22 protein-coding genes and 1 pseudogene are annotated in these 26,758 nt (G+C 43.5%); 10 read left to right on the top strand and 13 right to left on the bottom strand.

The annotated features are described in order from the left end of the window. Positions 1 to 186: 186 nt before the first annotated feature. Together H4I94_RS06780 and H4I94_RS06775 are read left to right on the top strand one after the other, a co-directional pair. Positions 187 to 1,116 carry a hypothetical protein gene (locus tag H4I94_RS06780; protein ID WP_092818656.1) on the top strand — a complete coding sequence of 310 codons (930 nt, stop codon included), beginning with the start codon at positions 187 to 189 and terminating at the stop codon, positions 1,114 to 1,116. 415 nt (positions 1,117 to 1,531) lie between these two features. Then, positions 1,532 to 1,672, top strand: coding sequence for a hypothetical protein (locus tag H4I94_RS06775; RefSeq protein WP_165493280.1), 141 nt, complete (start codon positions 1,532 to 1,534; stop codon positions 1,670 to 1,672). 82 nt (positions 1,673 to 1,754) lie between these two features. On the opposite strand, the gene serC is transcribed toward H4I94_RS06775, so the two are convergent. Then, on the bottom strand, positions 1,755 to 2,834 hold the full coding sequence (gene serC, locus H4I94_RS06770; RefSeq protein ID WP_261182498.1) for a 3-phosphoserine/phosphohydroxythreonine transaminase: 1,080 nt from the start codon (positions 2,832 to 2,834) through the stop codon (positions 1,755 to 1,757). Positions 2,835 to 3,185: 351 nt separating this feature from the next. Between serC and H4I94_RS06765 the strand changes: the two genes are divergently transcribed. From H4I94_RS06765 to gltP, 5 genes and pseudogenes are all read left to right on the top strand, one after another. Beyond that, positions 3,186 to 4,673: a TolC family protein gene (locus tag H4I94_RS06765; RefSeq protein WP_261182497.1), complete on the top strand. Its 1,488-nt coding sequence runs from the start codon at positions 3,186 to 3,188 to the stop codon at positions 4,671 to 4,673. A gap of 243 nt (positions 4,674 to 4,916) precedes the next feature. After that, positions 4,917 to 5,867 (top strand): annotated as a pseudogene (locus H4I94_RS06760) (HlyD family secretion protein); the annotation flags it as partial. Positions 5,868 to 5,869: 2 nt separating this feature from the next. Then, on the top strand, positions 5,870 to 7,000 hold the full coding sequence (locus tag H4I94_RS06755) for an ABC transporter permease (RefSeq protein ID WP_261182495.1): 1,131 nt from the start codon (positions 5,870 to 5,872) through the stop codon (positions 6,998 to 7,000). Continuing rightward, the gene (locus H4I94_RS06750; RefSeq protein ID WP_261182494.1) at positions 6,997 to 8,103 is read left to right on the top strand and encodes an ABC transporter permease; all 1,107 of its coding nucleotides are present in this window, start codon (positions 6,997 to 6,999) and stop codon (positions 8,101 to 8,103) included. The genes H4I94_RS06755 and H4I94_RS06750 overlap by 4 nt, the downstream gene beginning before the upstream one ends. Before the next feature lie 269 nt (positions 8,104 to 8,372). Next, positions 8,373 to 9,668: a glutamate/aspartate:proton symporter GltP gene (gene gltP, locus H4I94_RS06745; protein WP_092818662.1), complete on the top strand. Its 1,296-nt coding sequence runs from the start codon at positions 8,373 to 8,375 to the stop codon at positions 9,666 to 9,668. An 8-nt stretch (positions 9,669 to 9,676) separates the two neighbouring features. Here the strand turns inward: gltP and H4I94_RS06740 are convergent, their stop codons facing one another. The 5 genes from H4I94_RS06740 to H4I94_RS06720 form a co-directional block, all read right to left on the bottom strand. Next, positions 9,677 to 10,174: a hypothetical protein gene (locus H4I94_RS06740; protein WP_261182493.1), complete on the bottom strand. Its 498-nt coding sequence runs from the start codon at positions 10,172 to 10,174 to the stop codon at positions 9,677 to 9,679. 87 nt (positions 10,175 to 10,261) lie between these two features. Then, a complete protein-coding gene (gene gyrA, locus H4I94_RS06735; protein ID WP_261182492.1) occupies positions 10,262 to 13,270 on the bottom strand; it encodes a DNA gyrase subunit A in 3,009 nt (1,002 codons plus the stop codon). A 558-nt stretch (positions 13,271 to 13,828) separates the two neighbouring features. Further along, positions 13,829 to 14,761, bottom strand: coding sequence for an FAD-binding protein (locus H4I94_RS06730; RefSeq protein WP_261182491.1), 933 nt, complete (start codon positions 14,759 to 14,761; stop codon positions 13,829 to 13,831). Positions 14,762 to 14,779: 18 nt separating this feature from the next. Further along, a complete protein-coding gene (locus tag H4I94_RS06725; RefSeq protein WP_092818665.1) occupies positions 14,780 to 15,532 on the bottom strand; it encodes an electron transfer flavoprotein subunit beta/FixA family protein in 753 nt (250 codons plus the stop codon). 501 nt (positions 15,533 to 16,033) lie between these two features. Continuing rightward, positions 16,034 to 16,639, bottom strand: coding sequence for a LysE family translocator (locus H4I94_RS06720; RefSeq protein ID WP_092818666.1), 606 nt, complete (start codon positions 16,637 to 16,639; stop codon positions 16,034 to 16,036). A gap of 113 nt (positions 16,640 to 16,752) precedes the next feature. On the opposite strand from H4I94_RS06720, the gene H4I94_RS06715 reads away from it, so the two are divergent. Then, complete coding sequence (locus H4I94_RS06715) at positions 16,753 to 17,247, top strand: Lrp/AsnC family transcriptional regulator (protein ID WP_261182490.1); 495 nt, start codon at positions 16,753 to 16,755, stop codon at positions 17,245 to 17,247. A 196-nt stretch (positions 17,248 to 17,443) separates the two neighbouring features. On the opposite strand, the gene H4I94_RS06710 is transcribed toward H4I94_RS06715, so the two are convergent. From H4I94_RS06710 to H4I94_RS06680, 7 genes are all read right to left on the bottom strand, one after another. After that, positions 17,444 to 17,830, bottom strand: coding sequence for a hypothetical protein (locus H4I94_RS06710; protein ID WP_228143239.1), 387 nt, complete (start codon positions 17,828 to 17,830; stop codon positions 17,444 to 17,446). A 275-nt stretch (positions 17,831 to 18,105) separates the two neighbouring features. Next, positions 18,106 to 18,999: a site-specific tyrosine recombinase/integron integrase gene (xerA, locus tag H4I94_RS06705; RefSeq protein WP_261182588.1), complete on the bottom strand. Its 894-nt coding sequence runs from the start codon at positions 18,997 to 18,999 to the stop codon at positions 18,106 to 18,108. 100 nt (positions 19,000 to 19,099) lie between these two features. Beyond that, positions 19,100 to 19,915 (bottom strand): enhanced serine sensitivity protein SseB C-terminal domain-containing protein, encoded by an 816-nt coding sequence (locus H4I94_RS06700; protein WP_261182489.1) that lies wholly within the window; start codon positions 19,913 to 19,915, stop codon positions 19,100 to 19,102. Positions 19,916 to 19,996: 81 nt separating this feature from the next. Then, the gene (gene dapF, locus H4I94_RS06695; RefSeq protein WP_261182488.1) at positions 19,997 to 20,842 is read right to left on the bottom strand and encodes a diaminopimelate epimerase; all 846 of its coding nucleotides are present in this window, start codon (positions 20,840 to 20,842) and stop codon (positions 19,997 to 19,999) included. Between the two features lie 14 nt (positions 20,843 to 20,856). Further along, on the bottom strand, positions 20,857 to 22,101 hold the full coding sequence (gene lysA, locus H4I94_RS06690; protein WP_261182487.1) for a diaminopimelate decarboxylase: 1,245 nt from the start codon (positions 22,099 to 22,101) through the stop codon (positions 20,857 to 20,859). A gap of 38 nt (positions 22,102 to 22,139) precedes the next feature. Beyond that, positions 22,140 to 22,361 (bottom strand): LPS translocon maturation chaperone LptM, encoded by a 222-nt coding sequence (lptM, locus tag H4I94_RS06685; RefSeq protein ID WP_261182486.1) that lies wholly within the window; start codon positions 22,359 to 22,361, stop codon positions 22,140 to 22,142. Positions 22,362 to 22,495: 134 nt separating this feature from the next. Next, the gene (locus H4I94_RS06680; protein ID WP_131273447.1) at positions 22,496 to 23,899 is read right to left on the bottom strand and encodes an amino acid permease; all 1,404 of its coding nucleotides are present in this window, start codon (positions 23,897 to 23,899) and stop codon (positions 22,496 to 22,498) included. A 284-nt stretch (positions 23,900 to 24,183) separates the two neighbouring features. Here H4I94_RS06680 and radA point away from each other — a divergent pair, with 284 nt between their 5' ends. Beyond that, positions 24,184 to 25,575: a DNA repair protein RadA gene (radA, locus tag H4I94_RS06675; protein WP_261182485.1), complete on the top strand. Its 1,392-nt coding sequence runs from the start codon at positions 24,184 to 24,186 to the stop codon at positions 25,573 to 25,575. Positions 25,576 to 25,690: 115 nt separating this feature from the next. Beyond that, a complete protein-coding gene (locus H4I94_RS06670) occupies positions 25,691 to 26,650 on the top strand; it encodes a Tim44 domain-containing protein (RefSeq protein WP_092818675.1) in 960 nt (319 codons plus the stop codon). Positions 26,651 to 26,758: the final 108 nt, after the last annotated feature.

Here is a 26,758-nt window from a genome sequence, read left to right as displayed (position 1 = left end):
CTTGTTTTTAGCTTTACTCTTCAATCATCATAGTTTCAATCGCCAAGTTTCAGATCGCATCACATCTAAATTCAGAATTTAAAGTACATTGTATGGACTTTAATGGTTAAATTTGGCTCTTTGACTTGAAATTTAACAATAACCCTCGATTTAATAGATAAATACAGCCCAACATCAATTGTGAATATGAAAAATCAAAATAGACCGGAACTGATCACCATTGAAGATCAGAACTTTGGCAGTCATGTCGAACATTGGAATCTGCTCACAGAAAATCCGGCTACAGATGTGCCCAAGTGGTTGGGCCTGGCTCTTGATGCGCCGGTCATGCCCATGGGTTTATGCAAAGAAGAATGTGACATGGACGCATCAGCCTGGCTCATTCAAGGGCCCAAGCAGGAAAAAATACAATTAACCCAAGTCATTGCAGTTGAAAACAACAAACCCCAAGCGCTAAAAACGGCATTTCCAAGCTTTGAAAGCCCCTACAAAGTCAAGGCCACCATTGAACGGATTATTACCTGTAAATCCAACACTCAGGCGGTACTGCGCTTGAATCTGGGTGCCAATACCATTGTCTATGCCTTTGATACACTGTATAGCGTCAATCATGACCAGTATGAAAAAGATCAACCCTATCTTGCTCAGCTCAATGCCTGGGCCTATGAGCTGGAAGCGGTGTCAGACCATGAACATCTGGTGGTAGATGATCCTGCCTCAATCAAGCATCACCGTGCCTTGAATGACATTCTGGCGGCCAATAACGGCGTGGCACCTGCCAACCTGCAAGAACAGATTGATGCCTGGGAACCCAAATCGGAAGATGACAAAGAACCGGTTACGGTCGATTTTTCCAAGATGGTCGCTTATCTGTATGGCGAAAACATGGGTCAGGAAGATGAAGCCTGGTTCCAGGGCAATATTGTCGGTAAAACCTCCATGTCATTTATGGATCAGGAATACACCCTGTATGATGTTGCCCTAATTCATGATGAAAACCAGGAAGCCACCCTGATTCGCATTGCTACCAAGAATCCGGCGTATAAAGACTTTGCAATTGGCCAATTCATTCGTGGCAATTTATGGATTCAAGTGAATATTTACGCTAAAAAATAATCCTCTCTAAAAAGCAGTGCTATAGCCTGATTATCTCTTCACGCTATGGCACTGCTTTTTTATGCTTATGTATTTATTATCTGCACATTCATTCTGATCAAAAATTATCCACAGAAGACTATTATATTTAACGATTTTAAATTCAAATTAAAATGCATTTATCCACAGTTTTAAATTCAAAATTTTATTTTAAATAAATCGTGCACCGATTATATTTTTATGAGGCATTTTGAAGTCTTTTCTCCAGCACAACCCTGTAGTGACAATAATTTGCTAAATAATCAGATATTCTGTCCAATACCATAAATATTTTAATTACATATTTTTATTTAGTACTTTATTTAATCAATTTTTTATGATAAAAATAAATACAAGCAATATAAATTAACGATAAATAAATCGGAATAGAGTTTCCATGAAAATCGTGCAAGAAGAAAATATACGAACAGTTGAACATCAACTGGTTAAACGCTTCCAGTTAGACACCATCTCATGCCTGTTTTTTGTCCTGGGTATGTTTATGTCTGCCTATCTTTTGCATCACTTTATTTTTTAAGCCTATTTTAACGATTTTATCTTTAACATTATTCAAGTCAACAAAAAGCCCATCATGTGATGGGCTTTTTTAGCTTTAGCAATTAAGCATTGCGTTTGGCAAAGTCATACATAAAGTTAACCAGAGCCTGTACGCCTTCTAAAGGTACAGCATTGTAAATACTGGCACGCATACCGCCCACTGAACGGTGACCTGCCAAGTTAAGTAGATGATTCGCTTCGGCTTCTTTCAAGAATTGTTTCTCAAGCTCAGCTTTTGCCAAGGTAAACGGTACATTCATGATAGAACGGTTGGCTTCTGCAATCGGGTTAGCATAGAAATCGCTAGCATCGATGTAGCCATACAGTAATTTGGCTTTTTCAAGGTTCACTTTATGCATGGCATCGACTCCGCCATTTTCAAGCAACCACTCAAATACCAGACCAGACAGGTACCAGGCATAGGTAGATGGTGTGTTGACCATAGAACCGTTTTTCGCCTGATCTGAATATTTCAGAATGCTTGGAATTTCAGGTTTCGCCTGATCAAGCAAATCTTCACGAATAATGACCAAAGTTAAGCCGGCAGGACCAATATTCTTTTGCGCACCTGCATAAATTAAACCAAACTTGGATACATCTAATGGCGCAGATAAAATGCTTGATGAAAAGTCACATACCAAAGGTTTATCTGTTTCAGGAATACCCGCAAACTGAAGGCCGCCAATGGTTTCATTATCAGCATAATGGACATAAGCCGCATCGTCAGACAAGTTCCAGGTACTTTGCTCTGTAATGGCCAATTTACCGTTAATGCTGGTACCTGCTTCTACAACATTGATGTCGCCATAGCGTTTTGCTTCTTTTAACGCTTTCTCAGACCAGATTCCGGTATGAATATAATCAGCCTTGCTGTTTTTACCCAACAGGTTTAAAGGAATGGCAGAGAATTGCAGTGAAGCGCCACCTTGCAAGAACAATACTTTATAGTTCTCAGGAATGTTCATCAATTTACGCAAATCTGCTTCTGCTTTTTCTGCCACAGCCACATAATCACTGCTACGGTGACTCATTTCCATGATCGAAAGACCCTTGCCATGCCAATCAAGCAATTCAGCCTGAGCTTTTTCTAAAACGGCAGTAGGTAATGCAGCAGGACCAGCACAGAAGTTGTACGCGCGCATGATTTTTCCTTTCAGAGTGAAACACAATAAAATGATGGCATTTAACCACAGATAGGCGTTGCTTGCAGTAAATTATCCTGAAAATATTTCAATGCTGTCGGACATTTAAAGTCAAAATCTCAATAAAGAGTGGATTTGAATACAGCCTGTACAATCCCTGACATTCGGCTTAAAGGAGCAACTGCATCTTATTTCTGGTCTTTTCAAATTGGCGATGCAAGTCGTCAAGATCAAAAACCTGATCAGGTGATTGATATACAGATGCATATTAAACAATACAACAACTTATTGATTAGACATACAATTCAATCTATGCAATATAATTATTACAAAGAAATTGAGAGCTGAGTGATGTCATTGCATTTACAGGCACAACCCAAAAAAATTGCACTCCTCATACAACAAAATTTTCGTATTGGCATTTGTACGGCTAGTCTGGTTTTTGCTGGCCCAGTATTCGCCGAAAGTATCAGTTATGCCCAGGCTGAACAGTCGATTTTAAAGGATTCCTATAGCACGCAGGCCAGTCAGGCTTTGCAACAATCTGCACAATTACAAGCTGAAGCGGTCAAGGGTTTAGGTCTGCCCCGTGTCGATTTAAATGTCCGCGCTTACGCTTTTCATAATGAAGTGGATCTTCCTCTTGGGGCTTTAAAAAACAATCTAGAACAGTCCTTGACTAATGGCCTGAATAATAAGATTGATGAATTGAATTTAGGTGGCTTTGCCGATCCGTTGAAAGAGGGTTTAAAACAACCTATACATGATGGCGTGGGATTAATTCCAGATGAGTCAACCGTTCGCCTGGATGATCAGGTGATACGTCCAACCGTGTCCGTCATTATGCCTTTATATACCGGTGGCCTGACCTCAAGTGTCAAGGAAATGGCTCAGATTCAGGCTCAGCGCAGTCAACTCAATAGCAAGCAACAGCAAGATGTGCAACGCTTTGAACTGATTCAGGCCTATTTTAATGCCCAACTGCAAAAGCAGCTTTTAGCCTCCAGTCAGTCCAATTTCAATGCCATGCAAATGCATTACAGCAATGCTTTAAAGCTGGAACGCCAAGGTTTTATCAGCAAAGGACAGCGCATGCAATTTGAAGTGGCAAAGAACAATGCCGAGCGTAGCGTGCAAAATGCAGCAGCCAATTTAAGATCGAGTCTGTTTCAGCTCAACAACCTGTTACAGCAAAGTCAGATTACCGAGTTGAGCACACCCCTATTTGTCAACGCTACCCAGACTCAGAACCTGAATGCGCTGTTAAAAAGCTATCCGGACCAATCTTCCCTGGTTCGCAAAATGCAGATGGACACCCAGCTGGCCAATGCCAATGTCAAGGCGCAAAGTGCCGCGAAAAAACCTAATTTGTTCGCCTTTGGCGAATATAGTCTGGATGAAAAGCAAAACTGGATTGTCGGTGTCGCGGCACGTTATAACCTGTTTTCCGGCATAGATAAAAACAAAAATGTTCAGGCCGCAGAGTTGCAACGCTATGCCTCTGAACTGTTAACCGAGCGTACCAAGCAGGAAGTCGAAAACATCATTTATCGCTCTTACAATGAAATGACCTCAGCCCAGCAAAGTCATCAGCTGTTACAGCAAAACATGAAAGCCGCCGAGGAAAATCTGCGTATTCAGACTTTATCTTTTAAGGAAGATATGGGAACGGCCACCCAGCTGATTGATGCACAAAATAGCCTGAATGCTTTAAAAAGCGAAATGGCGCTGAATGCCTATAAATACATTATGTCACTGGCCACTTTACTGCAAAGCCATGGCTCGATTGAGCAGTTTCAAAGCTATGTCAGCCAAAGCAATAGCAGTTATATTCGTTAATTTTTGATGGGGAAAACCATGACACAAGATCAAAACAGGCCTGATCAAGATGTAGAAAATGCCTCATCAAAAGAGGCTGCTCGCAATCCATCCGCCCAGCAAAGTGAATTGAACACTTTAGAGCAGTCTCACGAACAGCCAAATCTTACAGATTCAGCATTTTTCAGTTATTCAGAACAAACGCCGGCCACTGAAAATACCGATTCAAAATCTTCAGCTACCATTAAAATGGTTGGCATCATCATACTGATCTTGCTTTTAGGCCTGATTGGTTTTGGCTTATGGAAAAGCTATCAGCCCAAGGAAGTCGAGCTGCAAGGTCGTGTTGAAGCTGAAACTGTCCATGTCAGCAGCAAAGTGCCGAGCCGCATTGAAGAAATATATATCCACGACGGACAAAAAGTGATTAAAGGCCAGCCACTGGTCCGTTTGTTTAGTCCGGAAGTCGAAGCTAAAAAACAGCAGGCGCTGGCCAGCCTGCAATCTGCTTTAGCCTTGCAAGCCACAGCGGAGCGCGGTTCCCAGCAGGAAAATATCGACAGTCTATATGCCAACTGGCAGGCCATGAAAGCCCAGCAAGACCTGGCTCAAACCACCTATCAGCGTGGTGCCAACCTGTTTAAGGAAGGCGTCATTTCACGCCAGCGCCGCGATGAAATGCACGCCGCGGCTCAATCTGCCGCACAAATGACCGAAGCGGCTTATCAGCAATATGCACGTGCCAAACGCGGCAGCACGCCAGAACAGAAATCCTCCGCCGATGCCCAGGTGGAGATTGCCAAAGCGGCCGTTGCAGAAGCCAATGCACTGGAAGCCGAAACCAAACTGGTGTCCCCGATCAACGGTACAGTGTCTAAAACCTATGGCAAGGTGTCGGAACTGGTGGCCATGGGTGTACCCGTGGTCAGTATTATTCAGGAGGATGAGCTTTGGGTCAGCCTGAATATCCGTGAAGATCAATACGCGCAGGTGTATCAGGCCAAATCGGTTGAAGGCTTTATTCCTGCATTAAACAAAAAGGCCCTGTTCAAGATCAAAAAGATTGATGCCGAGGGTGAATTTGCCACCATTAAAACCACGCGCCAAACCGGTGGCTATGATATTCGCAGTTTCAAGATTCAGCTCACCCCTGCCCAGCCAATTGCAGATTTAAAAGTCGGCATGAGTGTGCTGTTTAAAGTACAAGAGTCTTGATCATGCTACAGGGCATACTGCGCGAACTCGGCTATTTGCTCAGGCATAAGTGGGACTTGTGCATGATCACGCTTGCACCTGTCTTTGTGATTGTGCTGTTTGCCAGTATGTTTTCTGCCGGGAAACCGAGCCATCTGCCAATTGCAATTATTGATCAGGACCAGAGCGAACTGAGCCGGACGATTATTCATCATGCCAGTCTGAATCACACCCTGAGCATCAACAGTATTTCCAGCAGTCAGGATGAGGTTGAACAGTTACTCAATCAAAACAAAATCTGGGGTTATATCACTATTCCCGCAGGTGCCGAACAACGCCTGGTACAAGCCAAGGATGCTGGAATCAGCATTGCCTATAACCAAAGCTATTTTAGTGTCGGCAATAGCATTTCATCGGCGATGCTGGTCAGCACCTTGCAGGCACTGGCCGATTTTACCGGGCACAGTTATCTGGAAAACCAGATTCCCTATTTGAATGCACCAACGCCCAATATCAAAATTTCGCCGCTGTTTAATCCGGGGCTCAGTTATGAGTTCTATCTGGAACCTTACATGATTCCGGCAATTTTACATTTATTGCTCTGCTGTTGCGTGGCTTTTGCCGTAGGACAGGAGCTGAAATTTGGCACGGCCAAAACATGGCTCGATGGTCAAAATTTATGGCTTGCCCTGCTTTCCAAAAATATGACCTATGTGCTGATTTTCAGTTTCTGGACCTGGTTATGGATGTTCTGGATGATTGAAATGCGTGGCTGGTTTGTACAGGGACAGCTCTGGCCCATTTTATTGGGACAATTTCTGCTCTATAGCGCTTATGCCCTGATCAGCAGCAGCGTGGTTTTGGCCACCCGTGATCTGGCGAAAAGTTTTGGTTTTATTGCGGTCTATGGCGGGTCATCTTTAAGTTTTGCCGGCGTGACTTTACCGCTGAACAATGCCCCCTTATTCACCCAGTTCTGGTCCAATATTATTCCCTATACGCCTTATGCCAAATTACAGACGGAACAATGGGTGGTGGGCAGTCCCATATCCATTTCACTGTTACCGCTTGCAATTTTAGCCGTGTATTGCCTGTTTTATCTGGGCACAGCCTACTTCTTCCTTAAAAAATATCTAAAGGGAGTACAGGCATGAAAACGCTTAAAAACTTTTTGTACTTTTATTTTAAAACCTTTCAGGATATTGCACGTAACAGTTCGATCTTGACCACATTGGTACTTTCGGTATTTTTATATAGTTTCTTCTACCCAACGGCTTATAAGGCAGAACATGCCGAATCTTTACCGATTGTGATTGTCGATGAAGAACAAAGCCTGGTGAGCTCGAGTATTATTGGCGAAGTGACTAAAAGTCCCAATGTTGAAATCCGTGCAGTCACCGGGAATTTTGCCGAAGCACAGCAGATGATCAAGCTGCAACAGGCGGACGGTATTTTACTACTTCCAGATAACTTATCTGGCAGTCTGCGTCGAGGTGAAGTTGGGGGCATCGGTTTATATTTAAGTGCCGCCAATTTCTTGAAAACCCAAAAGATTGGTTTGGGACTGGCGGCATCGATTGAACATGCGCTGGCCGAACAGGCTGAAAAATTTCAGCATATTTCTGAATTTTCCCCTGCGCTGTCTATTCATCAAATTCCATTATTTAACACCCTGTCCGGGTATGGCAGTTATATTTTCCCTGCCGTTGCCCCACTGATTATCCATCAAACCATTTTGCTAGGCTTGTGCATGTTAATTGCGACTTATCGTGAAAAGCACTGGATACCCAGTCGAACCGAATTTTGGGCTTTATGGAGTACTATTTTAACCATTGGCTTTTTGGGCTGTTTGTATCTGTTTGGATTTACCTTCTGGCTGAATGACTATCCGCGTGGTGGCAACTTCTGGGGCATGCTCATTGCGGTTCCTATATTTCTGAGCTGCGTGATTGGCCTCAGCATGCTGATTGCCTCTTTTCTGGATATGCCGGAACGTGCCGGCCATGTGATCGTGTTTAGCTCGATTCCCCTGTTTCTGCTTTCAGGTACGGCCTGGCCGCATGCCGCCATGCCAGAGTGGATGCAGTATTTAGGCAAAGCCCTCCCTTCCACCCAAGGCATACAGATGTTTATTCAATTGAACCAGATGGGCGTGCCTACTCAACTGGTCATTCCGAAAATGATTTATCTGGCAAGCTTTGCCGGCATTTGTCTGGTTTGGGCATTTTTTCGCCTGACCCGATCTACCAGAAAGTAAGTTTTTAGCTATGAGCTTATAAGTTTATTAAATGAAACCTTACAATTTGATTATTTTTTATACCAATACTGCTTTTTTTTGGACCTTTTGAATCAATTATGAAGAAAAAAGTTAGATTGAATATATTAATCGATGCAAAATAGCCCCCTGTTTATATTTCATGAATATTTTTTATATTATTCATTCCCACGCTCCCCTTTAACATGCCGATGTGATATCGACAGTGTTATAGCAGCTTTTTTATTAAAATTTGATTTTAAGGGCTTAGCATGAAAAAGATTAGGATTAGTCTTGCTTGGCAAATCGTCATTGCGCTCATTTTAGGTGTGCTTGTAGGCTCCTTTCTACATTATTCTCCCGAATATCGTGAAACTCTGATTAATAATCTGCTGAGCCCTTTGGGCGCAATCTTTATTAATTTGATTAAGATGATTGTCGTTCCACTTGTACTTTCAATGCTGATACTCGGTATTGCAAATGCAAGTCATGGTCAAAACCTGGGTAAACTGGGCTTCAAAACCATTGTTTATTTTGAAATTATTACCACTGTTGCGATTATTGTCGGTCTGGTTGCTGCGAATATATTCCAGCCGGGTGCCGGTATTGACATGTCAAGCCTGACTCAGACCGATATTTCCCAATATCAGCAAACCACCCAGGAAGTGAGTAGCCACTCGCATGGTCTGGTCAACACCATTTTATCTTTAATCCCGTCTAATATTTTTGGATCACTGACCGATGGGCATATGTTGCCAATCATCTTCTTCTCCGTGATCTTCGGTATTGGTTTGGGGTCTTTGGCGAAAGAAACCAGAAAACCGCTGATTGATGTATTGCATGCGATTTCTGAAACCATGTTCAAAGTCACCCATATGATCATGCTTTTTGCACCATTCGGTGTATTTGGCCTGATTGCGGCAACCGTTGCGAACTTTGGCTTTAGTTCTCTGCTGCCATTAGTGAAATTGGCGCTTCTGGTTTATGGTGCTATTTTCTTCTTCATCTTTGTCATTTTAGGACTTGTCGCCAAATTCTGCGGTTTCAGTATTTGGGAAATTATTAAAATTCTGAAAGATGAGCTGATTCTGTCTTATTCAACTGCAAGTTCCGAGACAGTATTACCGCGCCTGATGGAAAAAATGGAAGCCTATGGTGCACCGAAATCCATTACCAGTTTCGTGATTCCAATCGGTTATTCATTTAACCTCGATGGTTCGACCTTATATCAAAGTATTGCAGCCATCTTTATTGCGCAGCTTTACGGTATTGATTTAACCATGACCCAGCAGATCATTCTGGTGTTAACCCTGATGATTACTTCTAAAGGTATTGCCGGTGTGCCTGGCGTGTCTTTTGTTGTGCTGTTGGCAACCTTGGGCAGTGTCGGTATTCCGCTTGAAGGCCTGGCATTTATTGCCGGTATTGACCGTATTCTGGATATGGCACGTACTGTATTGAACGTAATTGGTAACTCATTGGCTGTTCTTGTGATCAGTAAATGGGAAGGCCAGTTCGATGCTGAAAAGCAAAAAAATTATGCTGTTGAAATCAAAGAAGCTGCATAATTTATAAATCAAAAAAAGGAAGCTTCGGCTTCCTTTTTTAAAGCAATTGCTAAAACCACGCCAACAACACTAATGGCTGCCATTGCAAATTTTGCTAAACTTTGCCAAGTTTCATTATTTTCTTTAATTATTTCGGCAATTCTTAAATGTAAATTTGCTAAATCTTTAGTAATTTCAGCGATGGTACGTAAAGTTTGTTCAGTCTGCGCTTTTTCAGTAATTTTTTCTAAAAGTCGCATCGTAGATTCCAAGCTATTATGAATACTATCTAAACTATGAACTTGTGTAGTTTTTACACCATCAATTATTAATTTTAAGCTATCTAAATAATCTTTTTGAAGATCAATAATATTAGGAATTAATTTCACTAATTGGGATAGTTGTTCAATTGAAAAATTATCATTTTGTATTAATTCCATAATTTTTCCATACTGTTCTTTTGATAAATTATCAACATCAGAAATATTTAATTTATTTTTTAATTGCTCAATAAAATTATTATTCATACCCCCTAAAATTAATTTTATTTTCAATTATTTATAAATTTTGTCAACAAAAAGAGCGCCTAAGCGCCCTTCTTTTTAAGTCAAAACTTATTCTGAGTCAGAATCTCTTAAATCCGATTCAGTATCAGCTTCGTCAGCAATGGTTTCATCATCCACCAAAGTTTCAGAATCAATCAAGGCCTCAGAGGCAACGACTTCTTCGCCTTCCACTGCTTCAATAAACTCATCTTCTTCTACAGCTTCAACAGAAACAACACCTACAAGCAACTCTTCGTTACCTAGACGGATTAAGCGAACACCTTGTGCGTTACGACCTGTTTGAGCTACTTCAGAAGCACGGGTACGGACCAAAGTACCGCCATCAGAAATCAGCATCAACTCTTTAGTCGCATCAATCGCAACTGCACCGACCAATTGACCGTTACGTTCAGAGGTCTTGATCGCGATTACACCTTTACCGCCACGTTTCTTGGTCGGGAAGTCATCTACTGGAGTACGTTTACCGTAACCGTTTTCAGATGCACACAGCACTTCACCCGTTTCAGGAACAACCACCAATGAAACGATACGGCTGATTAATGCTGAATCTGAAGAGTCTTCGTCATCTGAATCGATATCAGCATCTTCGGCATCTTCAACTTGCGCTGCACCAATGGTCACGCGCATACCGCGTACACCCTTGGCTGAACGTCCCATTGAACGTACATCGGTTTCTGCGAAGCGAATCGCTTTACCTTCATTCGAGAACAACATGATTTGCTGTTCGCCATCGGTAATCGCAACGCCAATCAAGGTGTCATCGCCATTCAGTTCAATGGCACGCAAACCGTTTGAACGGACATTACTGAACTGTTCAAGTTCTACACGCTTGATCGTGCCGTACTCGGTCGCCATAAACACATAGAAGTTTTTGCGTACCGCTTCGGCTTGCTGCGCAAAGTCGGCAATGATTTCATCATCCAGATCGCTTGCTGAAAGCTCAATGCCCAATTGCTTCAATTGAATACGTAATGCATCAGACAAGTCATCTGCACCCTCTTCAAGTTCAGCAAGTGCTGCTTGAAGTTCAGCATAGTGCGCATTGATGATTTCATTTTCTTGCAGTTTTGCAGCATTGGCTTTTACAAATGCCTTGAAATCTGCCAGACGTTCTTTGAATTTCTTCGGCGCATCAATCACCGGAAGAATGGCGGTAATGGTTTCATTGGCTTCAAGCGGCAACAGGTTCACCATTGGGCGACCTTTGGCACCACGCGAAGCTTGCGGCACTTCAAACACTTTCAGACGATAGACCTTACCAACATCGGTGAAGCAAAGCACGGTTGCGTGGTTCGAGGTCACAATCAGATGCTGGATATAATCATCTTCTTTCATTGAAGTTGCAGACTTGCCACGACCACCACGACGCTGTGCAGCGTAATCAGAAAGCGGCTGGGTTTTCGCATAACCGGTTTTAGAAACGGTCAATACCACCTGTTCTTCTGGAATCAGATCTTCGCGAGAGAAATCAATACGTGATTCAACAATCGCGGTACGACGCGCATCGCCATACTGTTGCAGAATTAACGCCAACTCTTCTTTAATCACACCCATCAACAGGTTGAAATCGTTCAGGATTGCCGTTAATTCAGCAATTTGACCCAAAATTTCGCTGTATTCTGCATGCAGCTTGTCTTGTTCCAGACCAGTTAAGCGGTGTAAACGCAATTCAAGGATTGCACCGACCTGTGCCGGAGATAAACGGTAAACATTGCCATCTAAACCGAATGGACGGCTTGGATCTTCACCTTCAATCTCGTCAGGACGTACAGAAACCGAACCTGCTTTTTCCAGTAAGGCAACCACACCACCCGCAGCCCACTCGCCCGCCTGTAAACGCTCACGCGCTTCGCCCGGGTTGGCAGAGGTCTTGATGGTTTCAATAATCGCATCGATATTTGCAAGTGCGACAGTCAAGCCTTCCAAAATATGGCCACGTTCACGCGCTTTGCGCAATTCGAACATGGTACGACGGGTCACTACTTCCTGACGGTGACGGATAAATGCCGCAATGATGTCTTTCAGGTTCATCAACTTCGGCTGGCCATTGTCCAGGCAGACCATGTTGATGCTGAATGAATTTTCCAACTGGGTATTCAGGAACAGATTGTTGACAATCACTTCAGCGTTTTCGCCACGCTTCAGGTCAATCGCAATACGCATCCCCTCTTTGTCGGACTCGTCACGAAGTTCAGAAATACCTTCCAGTTTCTTCTCTTTTACCAACTCGGCAATACGCTCAATGGTTTTTGCCTTGTTGACCTGATAAGGAATTTCAGTAAACACGATGGTGCTACGGCCAGATTTCTGGTCTTCTTCAATATGGTATTTACCACGGATGTGAAGACGGCCTTTACCGGTACGGTAAGCATCGACAATACCCGATTTACCGTAAATGATACCGCCTGTAGGGAAATCCGGACCAGAGATGTGCTCCATCAAGCCTTCAATGGAAATATTCGGGTTTTCCGCATAAGCCAAACATGCATTGATGACTTCGGTCATGTTGTGTGGCGCCATATTGGTCGCCATACCAACCGCAATACCGGTCACACCGTTAATCAGCAAGTTGGGAACACGTGTCGGCATCACTTCTGGAATACGTTCAGAACCGTCGTAGTTGTCTTCCCACTCGACAGTGTCTTTTTCCAGATCAGCCAGAAGTTCATGGGTGAGCTTACGCATACGTACTTCGGTATAACGCATTGCTGCTGCGCTATCGCCATCGACTGAACCGAAGTTACCCTGACCATCCACCAATTGATAACGCAGGCTAAAGTCTTGCGCCATACGAACAATGGTTTCATAAACAGCTGAGTCACCATGCGGGTGATATTTACCGATCACGTCACCGACGACACGGGCTGACTTTTTGTATGCTTTATTGTAGTCGTTGCCCAATTCGTGCATAGCGAAAAGCACACGACGATGAACAGGCTTTAAACCGTCTCTCACGTCAGGTAATGCACGAGAAACAATAACACTCATGGCATAGTCGAGATACGAGCTTTTGAGTTCATCCTCAATGGCAATCGGTCGGATTTCCGATACGCTCATGCATACTCCTTATTACAAACAGCCATTCAGACTGTTCGTTTTATATAATCAATCTAGCAAAAAATTAACCCAAAATAAGCTGAGTTAAAGTCTAAATACAGCCATAAATTATAGCATAAATTCTGCTGTTTTTGTGCCATATCTCTTATCTTAATCTTGTTAATTTTCTATAATTTATCGTTTATTTTTTCAGCACTTTCATTTGTCGGAATTTTATGTGAATTCGTTCATTTTATTCGAGGTCGAATCGAAAAATTTAGCGTTCTATGTTTATGCAGCTTATTCAGTTAAAATGCACTTTTCACTTTAAAAAAGATAGAAATCAATCAAATCTCATTTATATCCCAGCTATGCAAATACAAGCACCCTACATTACCCTTTTTAAGCGCATACAGACACTCATCAGCTTCGGGCACATTTACGCCATCGCTTGACTCTTCAAGCCATAAAAATGAATAAATGAAGAAATCCAGCCATAAAAAAACGCCCCCGAGCTGAGCAGAAAAGCATTGCTTTCACTGCTTGCACAAGAGCGTTTTTTGAAACTGATTTCGAGAATTAGATTTTAGAAACCAATTCTGGAACTACAGTGTTCAAGTCACCAACTAACCAGTAGTCAGCTACTGCGTTAATTGGCGCTTCTTCATCTTTGTTGATCGCAACGATCACTTTAGACTCTTTCATACCCGCCAAATGCTGGATGGCACCAGAAATACCGACAGCGATGTATAGCTCAGGCGCAACGATTTTACCCGTTTGACCAACCTGCATGTCGTTTGGAACGAAACCAGCGTCAACCGCAGCACGTGAAGCACCTTGAGCAGCGCCAAGCTTGTCCGCCAATGGATCCAGGATCTTGTGATAGTTTTCACCAGAACCTACACCACGACCACCAGAAACCACGATACGCGCAGCTGTCAGTTCAGGACGTTCAGATTTTACGATTTCTTCGTTGATAAACTTAGAAATACCCGCATCGCCAGTAGACGCAGCAGCTTCAACGCTAGCCGCACCACCATCGCTTGCTACAGCATCAAATGCCGTACCACGCACAGTCGCAACCACAACAGACTCGCCAGATTCTACAGTGGCAATCGCGTTACCTGCATAGATCGGACGTTTGAACGTTTTAGGACCATCTACCGCGATGATGTCGGTGATCATGCTCACGTCAAGCAGCGCAGCAGCACGTGGCAAGATGTTTTTGCCCGTGGTTGTAGAGGCAGCAAGGATATGACTATAGCCTTTACCTAATTCTGCAATCAGTTTAGCCACGTTTTCAGCCAGCTGGTTGGCATAAGCCGCGTCATCAGCAAGCAATACTTTGCTTACACCCGCAACTTTTGCCGCCTGGTCAGCAACGGCTTGCGCGCCAGAACCCGCAACCAATACAGTGATATCACCACCGATTTTTTGCGCCGCAGCAACAACGTTTAAAGTAGCAGCGTTTAATGCTTTGTTGTCGTGCTCAGCGATAACTAAAATACTCATGATTTTTATCCTTCTGTATTAGATCACTTTCGCTTCATTTTTCAATTTTTCTACAAGCTCGTCTACAGACTTCACTTGTACGCCCGCTTTACGTTCAGCAGGAGCTTCAACCTTAACTGTTTTCAGTTTAGTTGTTGCAGTTACACCGAAATCTGCTGGAGATTTGGTATCAAGCGGTTTTTTACGCGCTTTCATGATGTTTGGAAGAGCCGCATAACGTGGCTCGTTCAAACGCAAGTCAGTCGTAATAATTGCTGGAAGTGCAAGCTCAACAGTTTGTAAACCACCGTCAATTTCACGAGTCACTTGTACTTTGTCGCCTTCAACTTTCACTTCTGATGCGAATGTACCTTGACCTGCACCAAGTAAAGCGCCAAGCATCTGACCCACCTGGTTAGAGTCGTCATCAATGGCTTGCTTACCTAGAAGGATGAGTTGTGGCTGTTCAGCATCAACAACACCTTTCAGGATTTTAGCCACTTCCAAAGCACCGAGCTGGCTGTCATCAGCTTCAACCAGGATACCGCGGTCAGCGCCAAGTGCCATAGAAGAACGGATTTGTTCTTGCGCCTCTTTAGGACCAATAGAAACAACAACGATTTCTGAAACAGTTCCTTTTTCTTTTAAACGAACCGCTTCTTCCACCGCGATTTCACAAAATGGGTTAATTGACATTTTAACGTTTGTTAAGTCAACACCACTGTTGTCCGGTTTAACGCGAACTTTAACGTTGGCATCAACCACACGTTTTACAGCAACAAGAGCCTTCATGTAATCCTCGGCTGTTTTAGCAAATGTAAATGTTGAGAAAAGTTATAATAACTCTTCACTTAAATTTTTTTAGGTGCCCTATCTTGCAATGTGTACGGCATTTCGGTCAAGTCACAATTATCGAAACAGCTGTAAAAATGCATCATTTTCCTTGAACTTGGCGTTCATATTTTTTTCCAATACTTTTATTAAGATGAAATTCCTGAATATTTATTTATTTTTTAAGCATTGATTTTTAGTATTTTTTTATCTGATTAACTTCATCAAAAGTTCTGATTTAATACATATTTTCGATGAGTTTCTGGCGGGTCTGGCGCATATGGCTGACAAAATAGCCAAATTAATGCCTTGTCATTTAAGACAGCTTACCCAAATTTTTTTAGCCCGTTGCCCTAAAATTGAGCGCTTTTTTAAGTTAAAAATGTAACAAATTACTTTTTAAAGATAAATATCCTGTCCTACAGGGAAGCATGCCATGACAGCATGCTTCCCTGACATTTATCAATTCATGATCAGCCAGGTTGCCGCCAGCATGAGCAAGCCGCCTGAAGCGCCATCAATCCATTTCTGCTTACGCTCATCAATATCGGCTTTTTGGGTCACTTTGGCAAAGACTATGCTCAAACTGCCATACACCACAAAGATAAGTCCAATAAAGATCAAGGACAGGATTAAACCCTGGTTCACCGTATTCCCGGCCTTATCAATAAACTGCGGTAAAATTGCAAAATAGATCAGCATGCCTTTGGGATTCAAGAGTGCAGTAAAAAAACCTTTTTTGATCGGACTGGACGACAATTTTTTCTCGATCGTGATTTTATTTTGACTGAACACTGACTTGATCAGGCTAAAAGCCAGAAATAAGAGATAAGCGATCCCGAGCCAGCGAATGCTTTCAAATAATACCGGGAACGAGACAACAATGGCTGCAATACCCAAAGCCACCAACACAGAATGGACTAAATAGCCCAGGCAAATCCCTACAGTGGCCAGCATGCCTGCTTTTGCATCTTTACCCATCACTTGTGACAGGATAAACAGCATATCTGGCCCAGGGGTGAAAATAAGCGGGATAACCGTTAAAGCGAACAGTGCAAATACAGACATTTCCTTTTCCCTTTCCATGCCTTGAAAGTGAAAATTAGTATCGAATAAATAGTACAAAATAGGATTTCAAATATTCTATAATTATGATTATTTTTCGAATTATATTCTAATTTATGAAACTATCTTCCAAGTTTGTTTCAGTAAAGCTGGATCGCATTGATAAAAATATCATTCAAGCCTTGCAAAATAATGGCCGTATGCAAAATAACGATCTGGCCCGAGAAATTGGGCTGTCGCCATCCTCCTGCCTGCGTCGGGTAAAATTACTGGAAGAAGCAGGCGTGATTCAAAGCTACACCACTGTGGTCGATCCGCAAAAAATTGGCTTGCAGCTGATTCTGTTTTCACGAATCTGGTTAACCGGACAGGACGCCGAAACCATTGATACCTTCATTGAAGCCATGAAGGAGCTTCCTCAGGTTATGGAGTGTTATATTATTTTGGGAGAATGCGATGCCATGCTGAAAGTGGTCGTGCCCGATCTGGAAAGTTACCGTAAATTTCAGTCGGCGCATCTCACCAAGAAAAACGGCATCACCAGTGTAAAAACCGATTTACCCAGTCAGATTATTAAACATAGTTTCCAGTTACCGCTTGATAACCTTTAGGCACGCTCATCATTTTTCAGCATGCTGAAAATTGCCGTGCACATAAATCTGTTATTGCTTAGATAGAAAGTTGAAGTGGAGCAGCAAGAACTTGCTTCGCTTTGCGCTTGATCATCTTATAAAACTTTAGGGCTACATTCATGATATCGCATGAAATCAGGTAGCCCTTGATCAAGTCTGCAAATTAAAAGGCTGCTTATACAGGCTGGCTTTGCAAAAAGTCACGATGGATGTGGCTTAAATCAATCAAATCGTAAGCTTGAAGATTAAATATTTCCCAGACTGCTAAAAAGTCTTCTTTTAAATCTACATTTGATGTGGCAATGGGACGTTCTTGCCATTGCAGGTCTGAAATCCACAGATAGGTCTGGTGAGTCACATCATTAATCGCCTGTACCTTACCTTCTGAATTGATCCCTTGTACATGCGCACCTGCAGGTAAAACCGGTTCGATGTTCGGCAAACTAATTTCTACAAAATGTTTCACTTGACGAAGTCCATAACCTGCAAAAATTTCTTTTTGCGCAGCCGTTAACTGATCATACTTCTCTAAAATTCCCGCAATCATTGATTCGCCTGTCATTTTCCTTTCCAATATTTAACCCACCAGCAGTGCAAACATAAATCATTCCATCACTATATATGATTCACGCAATTCACTGTATGGTTAGAGGTGATTCTTATACCTTATAAATTGACTTTTTATTATCCGACAATAGTTCAAAATGTCATCTTTATGGACTGATATTTTTGCATATGCTCATTTAACTTTAATGAACTCCTTGGACTGCCACTAAAAAATTATGCAAAGTCCAAGCCAGCTTGGTTCAAATTTTAACATTGTTACGACTTTTTAAGTTACGATTTTTTAACCTGCGCTCGCGGATGCGCCTGATCATACACCTGAGCCAAATGATCGAAATCGACATGGGTATAAATTTGCGTGGTGGTCAAATTGCTATGTCCCAGCATTTCCTGTACTGCACGCAAATCCCGACTGTTGGACAACATATGACTGGCAAAGCAATGCCGCAATAAATGTGGGTGCAAATCGACATTTACCCCGGCACGCAGGGCTTGCAGTTTCACCCGGTTTTCAATTTGCCGCGCTCCTAGTGGACTGCCCTTCTGGGTAATAAACACATGGGCATCCGGGACAAAATCACCGTACCATAATGGATAGACTTGCAGCCATTTCATCACTGCATCTCGAGCCTTGCTGCCAAAAGGTACCACCCGGGTTTTGTTGCCTTTACCGGTAATACGTAACAGCTGACGGTTAAAATCGATATCTTTAATCCGTAAACCTTGCACTTCTGCCAAACGCAAGCCACTGGAATACAGCAGTTCTAAAATGGCTTTATCCCGTAGCCACATTTGCTGTTCAATGGGTTTTTCAGGGGCGGGCTGATCCAGAATCTGGTTCACGGTTTCAATGTCAACCATCCCCGGAAGCGGTCTGGGAATACGTTTTAATTGAAAATCATCCGCAGGGTTAAACGCCAGATACTGCCCCTGCTCGGCCCATTTCATAAATTGGCGTATGGACGAAAGCATGCGCTGCAAACTGCTGGAACTGAGCTGCTGCTGTTCCACTTTATGGGCCAAATATTCACGCAGATCTGTGGTTTCAATATTGACCAGATTCAATTTTTTGGTTTCACAAAAGTTTAAAAAATCGGAAACATCACGCTCATAGGCGTGCAAGGTATGTCTGGACTGATTTTGAATTTCCCGTTCTTTGAGCCACATTGCAAGTAACTGACTTTGATCAACGGTCATGATGCTGCTCCGGCTTAAAGGCTTGCAAATAAAGATTCAAAACTGTGTGTTTGCAAGATGATGGGTTGAATTATGAAAATAGTCTAGCAAAAAATCCTTTTTCCTTCTGTTTTTTCCGTACATAGAACGGAGCTGTTTCCTGACGCAAGTAATGCTCTAATCCGCTAGTAGCGTGTACGTCATCTAAATGTATAAGATCAATCAATCTTTTTCTCACTAAGCTTTCATACGCTACGTGTCCAATCTGATTTTTTAAACGTTGAAAGGATTCATCACTTATAGTCTGATCTGTTTCAAAACCAATCAACAATGTAGGTTCCTGATCACGCTTTGGATCATGCATCTGTGCAAGATATGCCATTTTGACTTCAGGTTTGGTTTTAAGTAAAACTCGTAGCTGATCAATCATTTCATGAGGGTATTCTGCAGGTTGACCGAGCAATACTTCCCTCTGCTCTTGATACTCGTAACTTTCCAATAGCGAACCATACCCACCTTGTAAAAGAGCTTCCACTTCCTGAGGGAAAAACTCTTTCCCATATTCACTGTATGGGTTTAACACTAAATTAGCCCCTAAAGTCAGTTCAAAGAAACCTCTAGCAGGCAGACGTAAATATGATTGTTCATCTTGAATCGCTTTTTGCAAACTCTCTAAAGATAAGAAAAAAGGCAGATATGTTTCACCCTTTTCATTCTGAAAATGTATCAAACTCACTTGGCTCCCTTCAGGAAGTACATCTGAACTTCCCTGTGGACTGGTCTTGTCACTAAATCCAATACAATAAATCTCAGCGTTCAATAATTTTTCTAAAAATTCCGGACGTTGACTTGGCTCCGAACTCGCTTTGACAAGAAGATGTTCTAATTTCCTTTCGTTATTTTCCATGTTGTATTCTCATTATATTGAATAACCATCATTTCATTTATTAAGGGTATAAAAAAGCCCCGACGAATCAGGGCTCTAATTTCAACCTTGGTAATAACTCAAATCGATACGACCTTGATAGACGTTTGCTGTTGGACCGGTCATCCACACCACATCGCCTTCTTTCCATTCAATTTGTAACTTACCACCGGCCAGTTCGATTTCAACATTATTAGCCAACAGACCACGGCGCATACCGGAAACCGCAGCGGCACAGGCACCTGTACCACAGGCTAAAGTTTCACCTACACCACGTTCAAATACACGCAGACGGGCATGTTTTTCATCAATAATTTGCATAAAACCGGCATTGACACGTTGCGGGAAACGCTCATGTGATTCTACTTGTGGTCCAATACGTGCGACATCTGCGGTAATCACATCGGGAACAATGGTCACTGCATGCGGATTGCCCATATTCACGACATCAATAGTCAGCTTTTCATTGTTGGCCAGCTCAATGTCATACAGGCTTTCCGGTTCATCGGCCAAAAACGGAATTTCATTGGGCAGGAATTTAGGGTAACCCATGTTCACCCGCACCCAGCCATTTGCACCGAGTTCAGGCTCGACAATACCGGCTTTGGTCTGCACCTTGATTTTGGTTTTGGTGGTGAGCTGACGTTCATGCACAAAGCGGGCAAAACAGCGTACCCCATTACCGCATTGCTCCACTTCCGAACCGTCGGCATTAAAAATGCGGTATTTAAAATCGACATTGGGTAAGTCTGGTGGCTCAACAATCAGCAACTGGTCGAAACCGATGCCAAAGTGGCGGTCTGCCAAACGCTGAATGGTGACAGTATCCAGGTAGGCACGCTGGCTGATCAGGTCAACCACCATGAAGTCATTGCCCAGACCATGCATTTTGGTAAATTCTAAAAACATCTCAGACATCTCCATTATGGCAATAAGCGTTCACGTTCCCACAAAGATTCAATGCTTTCACGCTCACGAATCAAATGTGCCTGATCACCATCCACCATTACTTCAGCAGCACGTCCGCGACTGTTATAGTTCGAGCTCATCACGAAACCGTAAGCACCCGCACCCAACACAGCCAGTACATCATTTTCTTTGATTGCCAGCTTGCGCTCTTTACCCAGGAAATCGCCGGTTTCGCAAATCGCTCCCACCACATCCCACTCTTTCGCTTCCACGTCAGTACGTGGAGTCACTTCCTGAATATCCATCCAGGCTTCGTATAAAGCAGGACGAATCAGGTCATTCATCGCCGCATCAATAATCGCAAAGTTACGGTGATTGGTCGGTTTGAGCAAATCGACTTTGGTCAGCAATACGCCAGCATTGGCAGAAATGCTGCGGCCCGGTTCCATATACACTTTTAGACCGAGTTTTTCTAAACCTGGACGCAAGGCATTTGCATATTCTTCTACAGATGGAGGCGTTTCATCTTTATAGGTCACGCCTAAACCGCCACCAATGTCGATGTGTTTCAGATTGATGCCCATCTCTTTTAACTTGTCGATCATCACAATGACACGATCCAAGGCATCCACAAAAGGCTGGGTTTCAGTCAGCTGCGAACCGATGTGGCAGTCAATTCCTACAACGTCCAGGTTTGGCAATGACGCTGCATATTGATAGGTTTCAAATACGGCATCGGAAGGAATACCGAATTTGTTTTCTTTTAAACCGGTTGAAATGTAGGGATGAGTTTTGGCATCGACATCCGGGTTTACACGCAAGGAAATCGGGGCTTTTTTACCTAAGCTTGCCGCCACTTTCTGAATGCGGTCCAGCTCGGCATAAGATTCGACATTGAAACAGGCAATACCCACTTCTAGCGCTTTTTGGATATCTGCTTCAGATTTGCCCAAGCCCGAGAACACGATTTTAGAAGCATCACCACCGGCTTTCAGCACACGGGCAAGCTCACCGCCGGTGACAATATCAAAGCCCGCGCCACGCTTGGCCAGTACATTCAACACCGCAAGGTTAGAGTTAGACTTTACCGCAAAACAAATTTGATGGTCGATAAAGCTAAATGCACGATCCATATCTAAATAATGCTTTTCAAAAGTTGCTTTTGAATAAACATAAAGTGGCGTGCCAAATTGCTGCGCAAGCTGTTGTAGAGAACATTGCTCGGCATGCAAAACCCCATTGATGCGGGTAAAACTCATGAATGTATCCTTTCGATGACGCGTTTAGATATTGAAAATTAATTCGTTTCAGCAGATGAAGCGGGAAGCTCTGGTGCTACTGGAGCGGCTTCTTGCTTGTTTGAGGATTGCTGGTTTGAATTTACATTGGGATATAACAAATATTTTGCACGTTTGTCGTAATTCGGATCACTCGGCAGCTGCAAAGCTCCGGACTGACCACAACCGACTAAAGCAAAACCTGTCGCCAATACACTGATGCAGCAAATGACAAGACGCATCTGACCACCTATTTCATATTTTCGAAGAAGTATAACCTGATCATGAGACATGACCAAAGCACTAAACGCTAGAGATTATAGTGAGATAAAAAAAAACGCCAGTTTCAAACTGGCGTTTTCATTTTTTAGCCTGATTATTTATGTTTCGGTTTGTAGAAACCAAAATAGCCTATAATCAGGATAATGAACCAGATCGGGCTGACCATCAGCGCTTTCATGGTGTCTGCTTCTAAAGACAGCACATAAATCATGCCAATAAAGAAGATAATCACCACCCAGCAGGTCAACAAACCACCTGGTAATTTAAAGGTCGATTTTGCATGCAGCTCTGGACGTGTTTTGTAATACACGATATAGCTCCAGATAATCATCAACCAGACACAGATAAACAGGATGGTTGAAAGTGTGGTTGCCAGGGTAAACGCTTCAACCGTATTCGGTACAAAGTACTGAAGTGCAGCGCCGAGGAGCAAACACACCGCAGAGAAATACAGCGCATTGGCAGGCACAGCACGTTTATTCAAATGACCGAAGGCTTTAGGGCCCTGCTCTTCACGTGACAGACCAAACAGCATACGGCTGGTCGAGAACACCCCGCTGTTCATAGAGGACATGACTGAAGACAACACCACCAGGTTCATGATAATCGCTGCAGCAGCAATACCGGCCTGGCTAAACAGGTTGACGAATGGACTGATGTTCGGATCGATCTTGTTCCATGGCGTAACGGACATGACAATGACCAGTGCCAGCACATAGAAAATGATGATACGAATCGGAATCGAGTTGACCGCTTTAGGCAGGTTGCGTTCAGGATCTTTGGTTTCTGCCGCAGTCGTACCAACCAGTTCCACACCGACGAAGGCAAAGATGGCAATCTGGAAACCTGCCAGGAAGCCGGTCACACCTGTCGGGAATAAACCGCCATGTGACCAGAGATGAGTAAAGGAAGCAACTTGACCTGTGGTAGAAGTAAATCCGGTAAAGATCATCCACAAACCAACAGCAATCAGCACCACAATGGCAATAATCTTGATTAAAGCAAACCAGAACTCTAATTCACCAAACAATTTAACGGTAACCAGATTCAGCCCCATAATAAAGACAATGGCGGCAATACTGATCATGACCCCTTCGCCAGGCGTAAACGGCAGCCCTCCGTTAAAGAATTGCAGGTAATAAATAATGGCCGACAAGTCAGCAATACCAATGGTGATCCAGCACAGCCAATAGGTCCAGCCGACAAAATAGCCCGCCCAGGGACCGATCAGGTCTGTGGAAAAATCAATAAAAGACTTGTATTTCAGGTTAGACAGTAGCAATTCGCCAAGCGCACGCATGACCAGAAAAACCATAAAACCGATAATCATATAAATGATCAGAATGGATGGTCCGGCCAGGCTGATGGTTTTACCCGAACCCATGAACAAACCTGTACCAATTGCCCCGCCAATCGCAATAAGCTGCAAATGCCGATTCGACAAACTCCGCTGCAGTTCACCACCTTCAGTCGATGAACGATGATTCTCATTTGACATTGTTATTTTCGTCTCTTAATTTCGTGTGATAAAAGTAGCTCAAATTAAAATAAATAAATAAAGTTTTTTGAGCGTTTGTTAAATATTTTTCAAGTGCGACTCTGTTTTTGTCGCTTTTTCATCCACTTTCGGTCCATTTTGTATCCCTTTTTTGCATTTCCCTTCAATTTAGCAGTTTACGTGCCAAGATAAAGTTTGGCGAGATTATATTCAAAAAATTGTATTTCCATACAGCTATTGCTACATTCTTCATCCATCTTCTGATTTATATAGATACCACTCAAATGAGCAAAGTCAAAACTGTTTACCGTTGCGAACAATGTGGAACTGACCATCCGAAATGGGCGGGACAATGTTCAGATTGCGGAGAATGGAATAGTCTGACTGAAGTGCGTCTAGAACCTACAGTGAGTCACCGGGCACAGCCGAAAATGGGCGGCGGCTATGCAGGTCAGGCAGCAACAATTACCACCTTGAATAAAGTTTCTGTTTCACATGAAACACGCTTGGCGACAGGAATAGGTGAATTTGACCGTGTTTTAGGCGGTGGTCTAGTCACCGGTTCAGTGGTTCTGATTGGGGGTGATCCCGGAATTGGAAAATCCACCATCCTCTTACAAACAGCGACGCATATGGCAGCTGCCCAGAGTTCTGCACTCTATGTGACCGGTGAGGAATCACTGTCGCAAGTCGCTTTGCGCGCCCATCGCCTGGAGCTGCCAACTGAACATCTTAAAGTCATGGCAGAAACCTGTGTGGAACGCATCTGTGAAGTGCTTGCACAAGAACGCCCTGCCGTGGCCATTCTGGATTCGATTCAAACCTTATATACCGAAACCTTGCAGTCTGCACCGGGTGGCGTTTCGCAAATTCGTGAATCGGCTGCCTTACTGACCCGTTTTGCCAAAAATAGTGGCACGGCGCTGTTCATTGTGGGTCATGTGACCAAAGAAGGCGCATTGGCAGGGCCGCGTGTACTGGAACACATGGTCGATTGCGTATTGTATTTTGAAGGACAATCCGACTCACGTTACCGAATGATCCGTGCCGTGAAAAACCGTTTCGGGGCAGTCAATGAACTGGGGGTGTTTGGCATGACCGATAAAGGCCTGCGTGAAGTGGCTAACCCGTCCGCCATCTTCTTGAGCCGTTATGATGAAGCCATTCCCGGTTCGATTGTGATGATCAGCCGCGAAGGCACCCGTCCACTGTTGGTCGAAGTACAGGCACTGGTGGATGATGCGCATGGACAACCGCGTCGTGTGGCGCTTGGTCTGGAACAGAACCGCCTGAACATGCTGCTGGCTGTCATGCACCGTCACGGCGGGGTGCAAACCTCGGGGCAGGATGTCTATGTCAACGTTGTTGGCGGTTTAAAGATTACCGAAACCGGTTCGGATTTGGCCGTTTTACTGGCCTGTGCATCCAGCTTACGAGGTAAAGCTCTGCCACAACAACTGGCGGTATTTGGCGAAGTAGGCTTATCGGGCGAAATCCGTCCGGTGCCAAATGGTCAGGAACGCTTAAAAGAAGCCATTAAGCATGGTTTTAAATACATTATTTTGCCGCGTGGCAATGCGCCACAAAAACCAGTCCCGAATGTACAGATCATTTCAGTGGCACGTTTGCATGAAGCCTTGACGGAAGCGATGAACTTGAGTGAAGAGCTGGCTTAAGCGTAAACACATGAAAGGTTATGTAAAAAAATCACCAATTTGATATTGAAATTCGATACAAATGCCTGCATAACTATAAGGCTCTAATTTACTTTTTTTATTTAGGAAAAAATCGATGGAAGTTCGACAGCGTGGTTTGATGGCCGGTATTTTAATGGCAGCTATGGTGGTTGCACCAATGGCCGAAGCAAAACGTGCAGGTGGCGGTAAAAGCCATGGCATGAGCCGTTCTGCTGCCCCAACCCAGTCTTACCAACAACCGCGTCAAGCTACTCCTGTTCAACAACCTGTTGCCCCTACCCAGCAAAAATCGGGTTCAGGTGTAGGTAAAATGGTTGCTGCTGGTGTTGCTGGTGCTGCAGTTGGTGCGGTAGCGGCAAATGCTTTAGCAGACGACAAAGCTGCAAGTGAAGCACAAACGCAGCAAGAAGAAGAAAAAGGCGGCATTCCGGGCTGGATCTGGATTCTTCTGGCAGCAGCAGTCGCTTTCTTCTTGTTCCGTAAATTCGGAGCAAAAAAAAAATTAGCCAATAACCCTTATGCGCCAAATAATGCGGGTAACACAGCGCCGTTTGGTCAGCAAACTGCAGCACCACGTACTTCAAATGACAGCACCAACATTTTTGGTCAGTCTGTAGGTGGTTCTGCAGGTGCAGCAACTCAAGCGCCTTTTGGTGCTGCTTCAACACAAAGCGGCAACCAGCTGCCAGACGGTACTGAACCTGCTGCTTTCCTGCGCGTAGCCCGTCAGCGCTTCAACCATATTCAGTCTATGAATACAGCAAGCAATATTGCTGAAATTCAGCGTTATTTAACGCCGGACCTGTATCAGTCCATGTATAACGACATTATGGCGAACCAAGACCAGGACGTTGCCGAGTTCTCTAACCTGAATGCCATGGTGGTCGATTCTGCAACTGAAAATGGTCAGTACATTGTTAGCGTACGTTTCACTGGTACAGTAAGCGAAGACTTAAATAGCTTGCCACAACCATTTACTGAAATCTGGCACTTTGTAAAACCTGCCGGTTCTAATCAAGACTGGTTGGTTGCCGGTATTCAGCAAGAAAGCTAAGTGTTAGTGAACACCCTCTGTGCTAAATGCACTGACATGAGTGGATGTTTTTAGTCGCGATACTGTAAAAGCCAATCTTCGGATTGGCTTTTTTATTTCATTCCTTTT

This window comes from Acinetobacter sp. T_3_1 (genome assembly GCF_025377055.1).
GTDB classification, from domain to species: domain Bacteria; phylum Pseudomonadota; class Gammaproteobacteria; order Pseudomonadales; family Moraxellaceae; genus Acinetobacter; species Acinetobacter kookii.
This window is presented reverse-complemented; position numbering and strand designations above follow the sequence as displayed.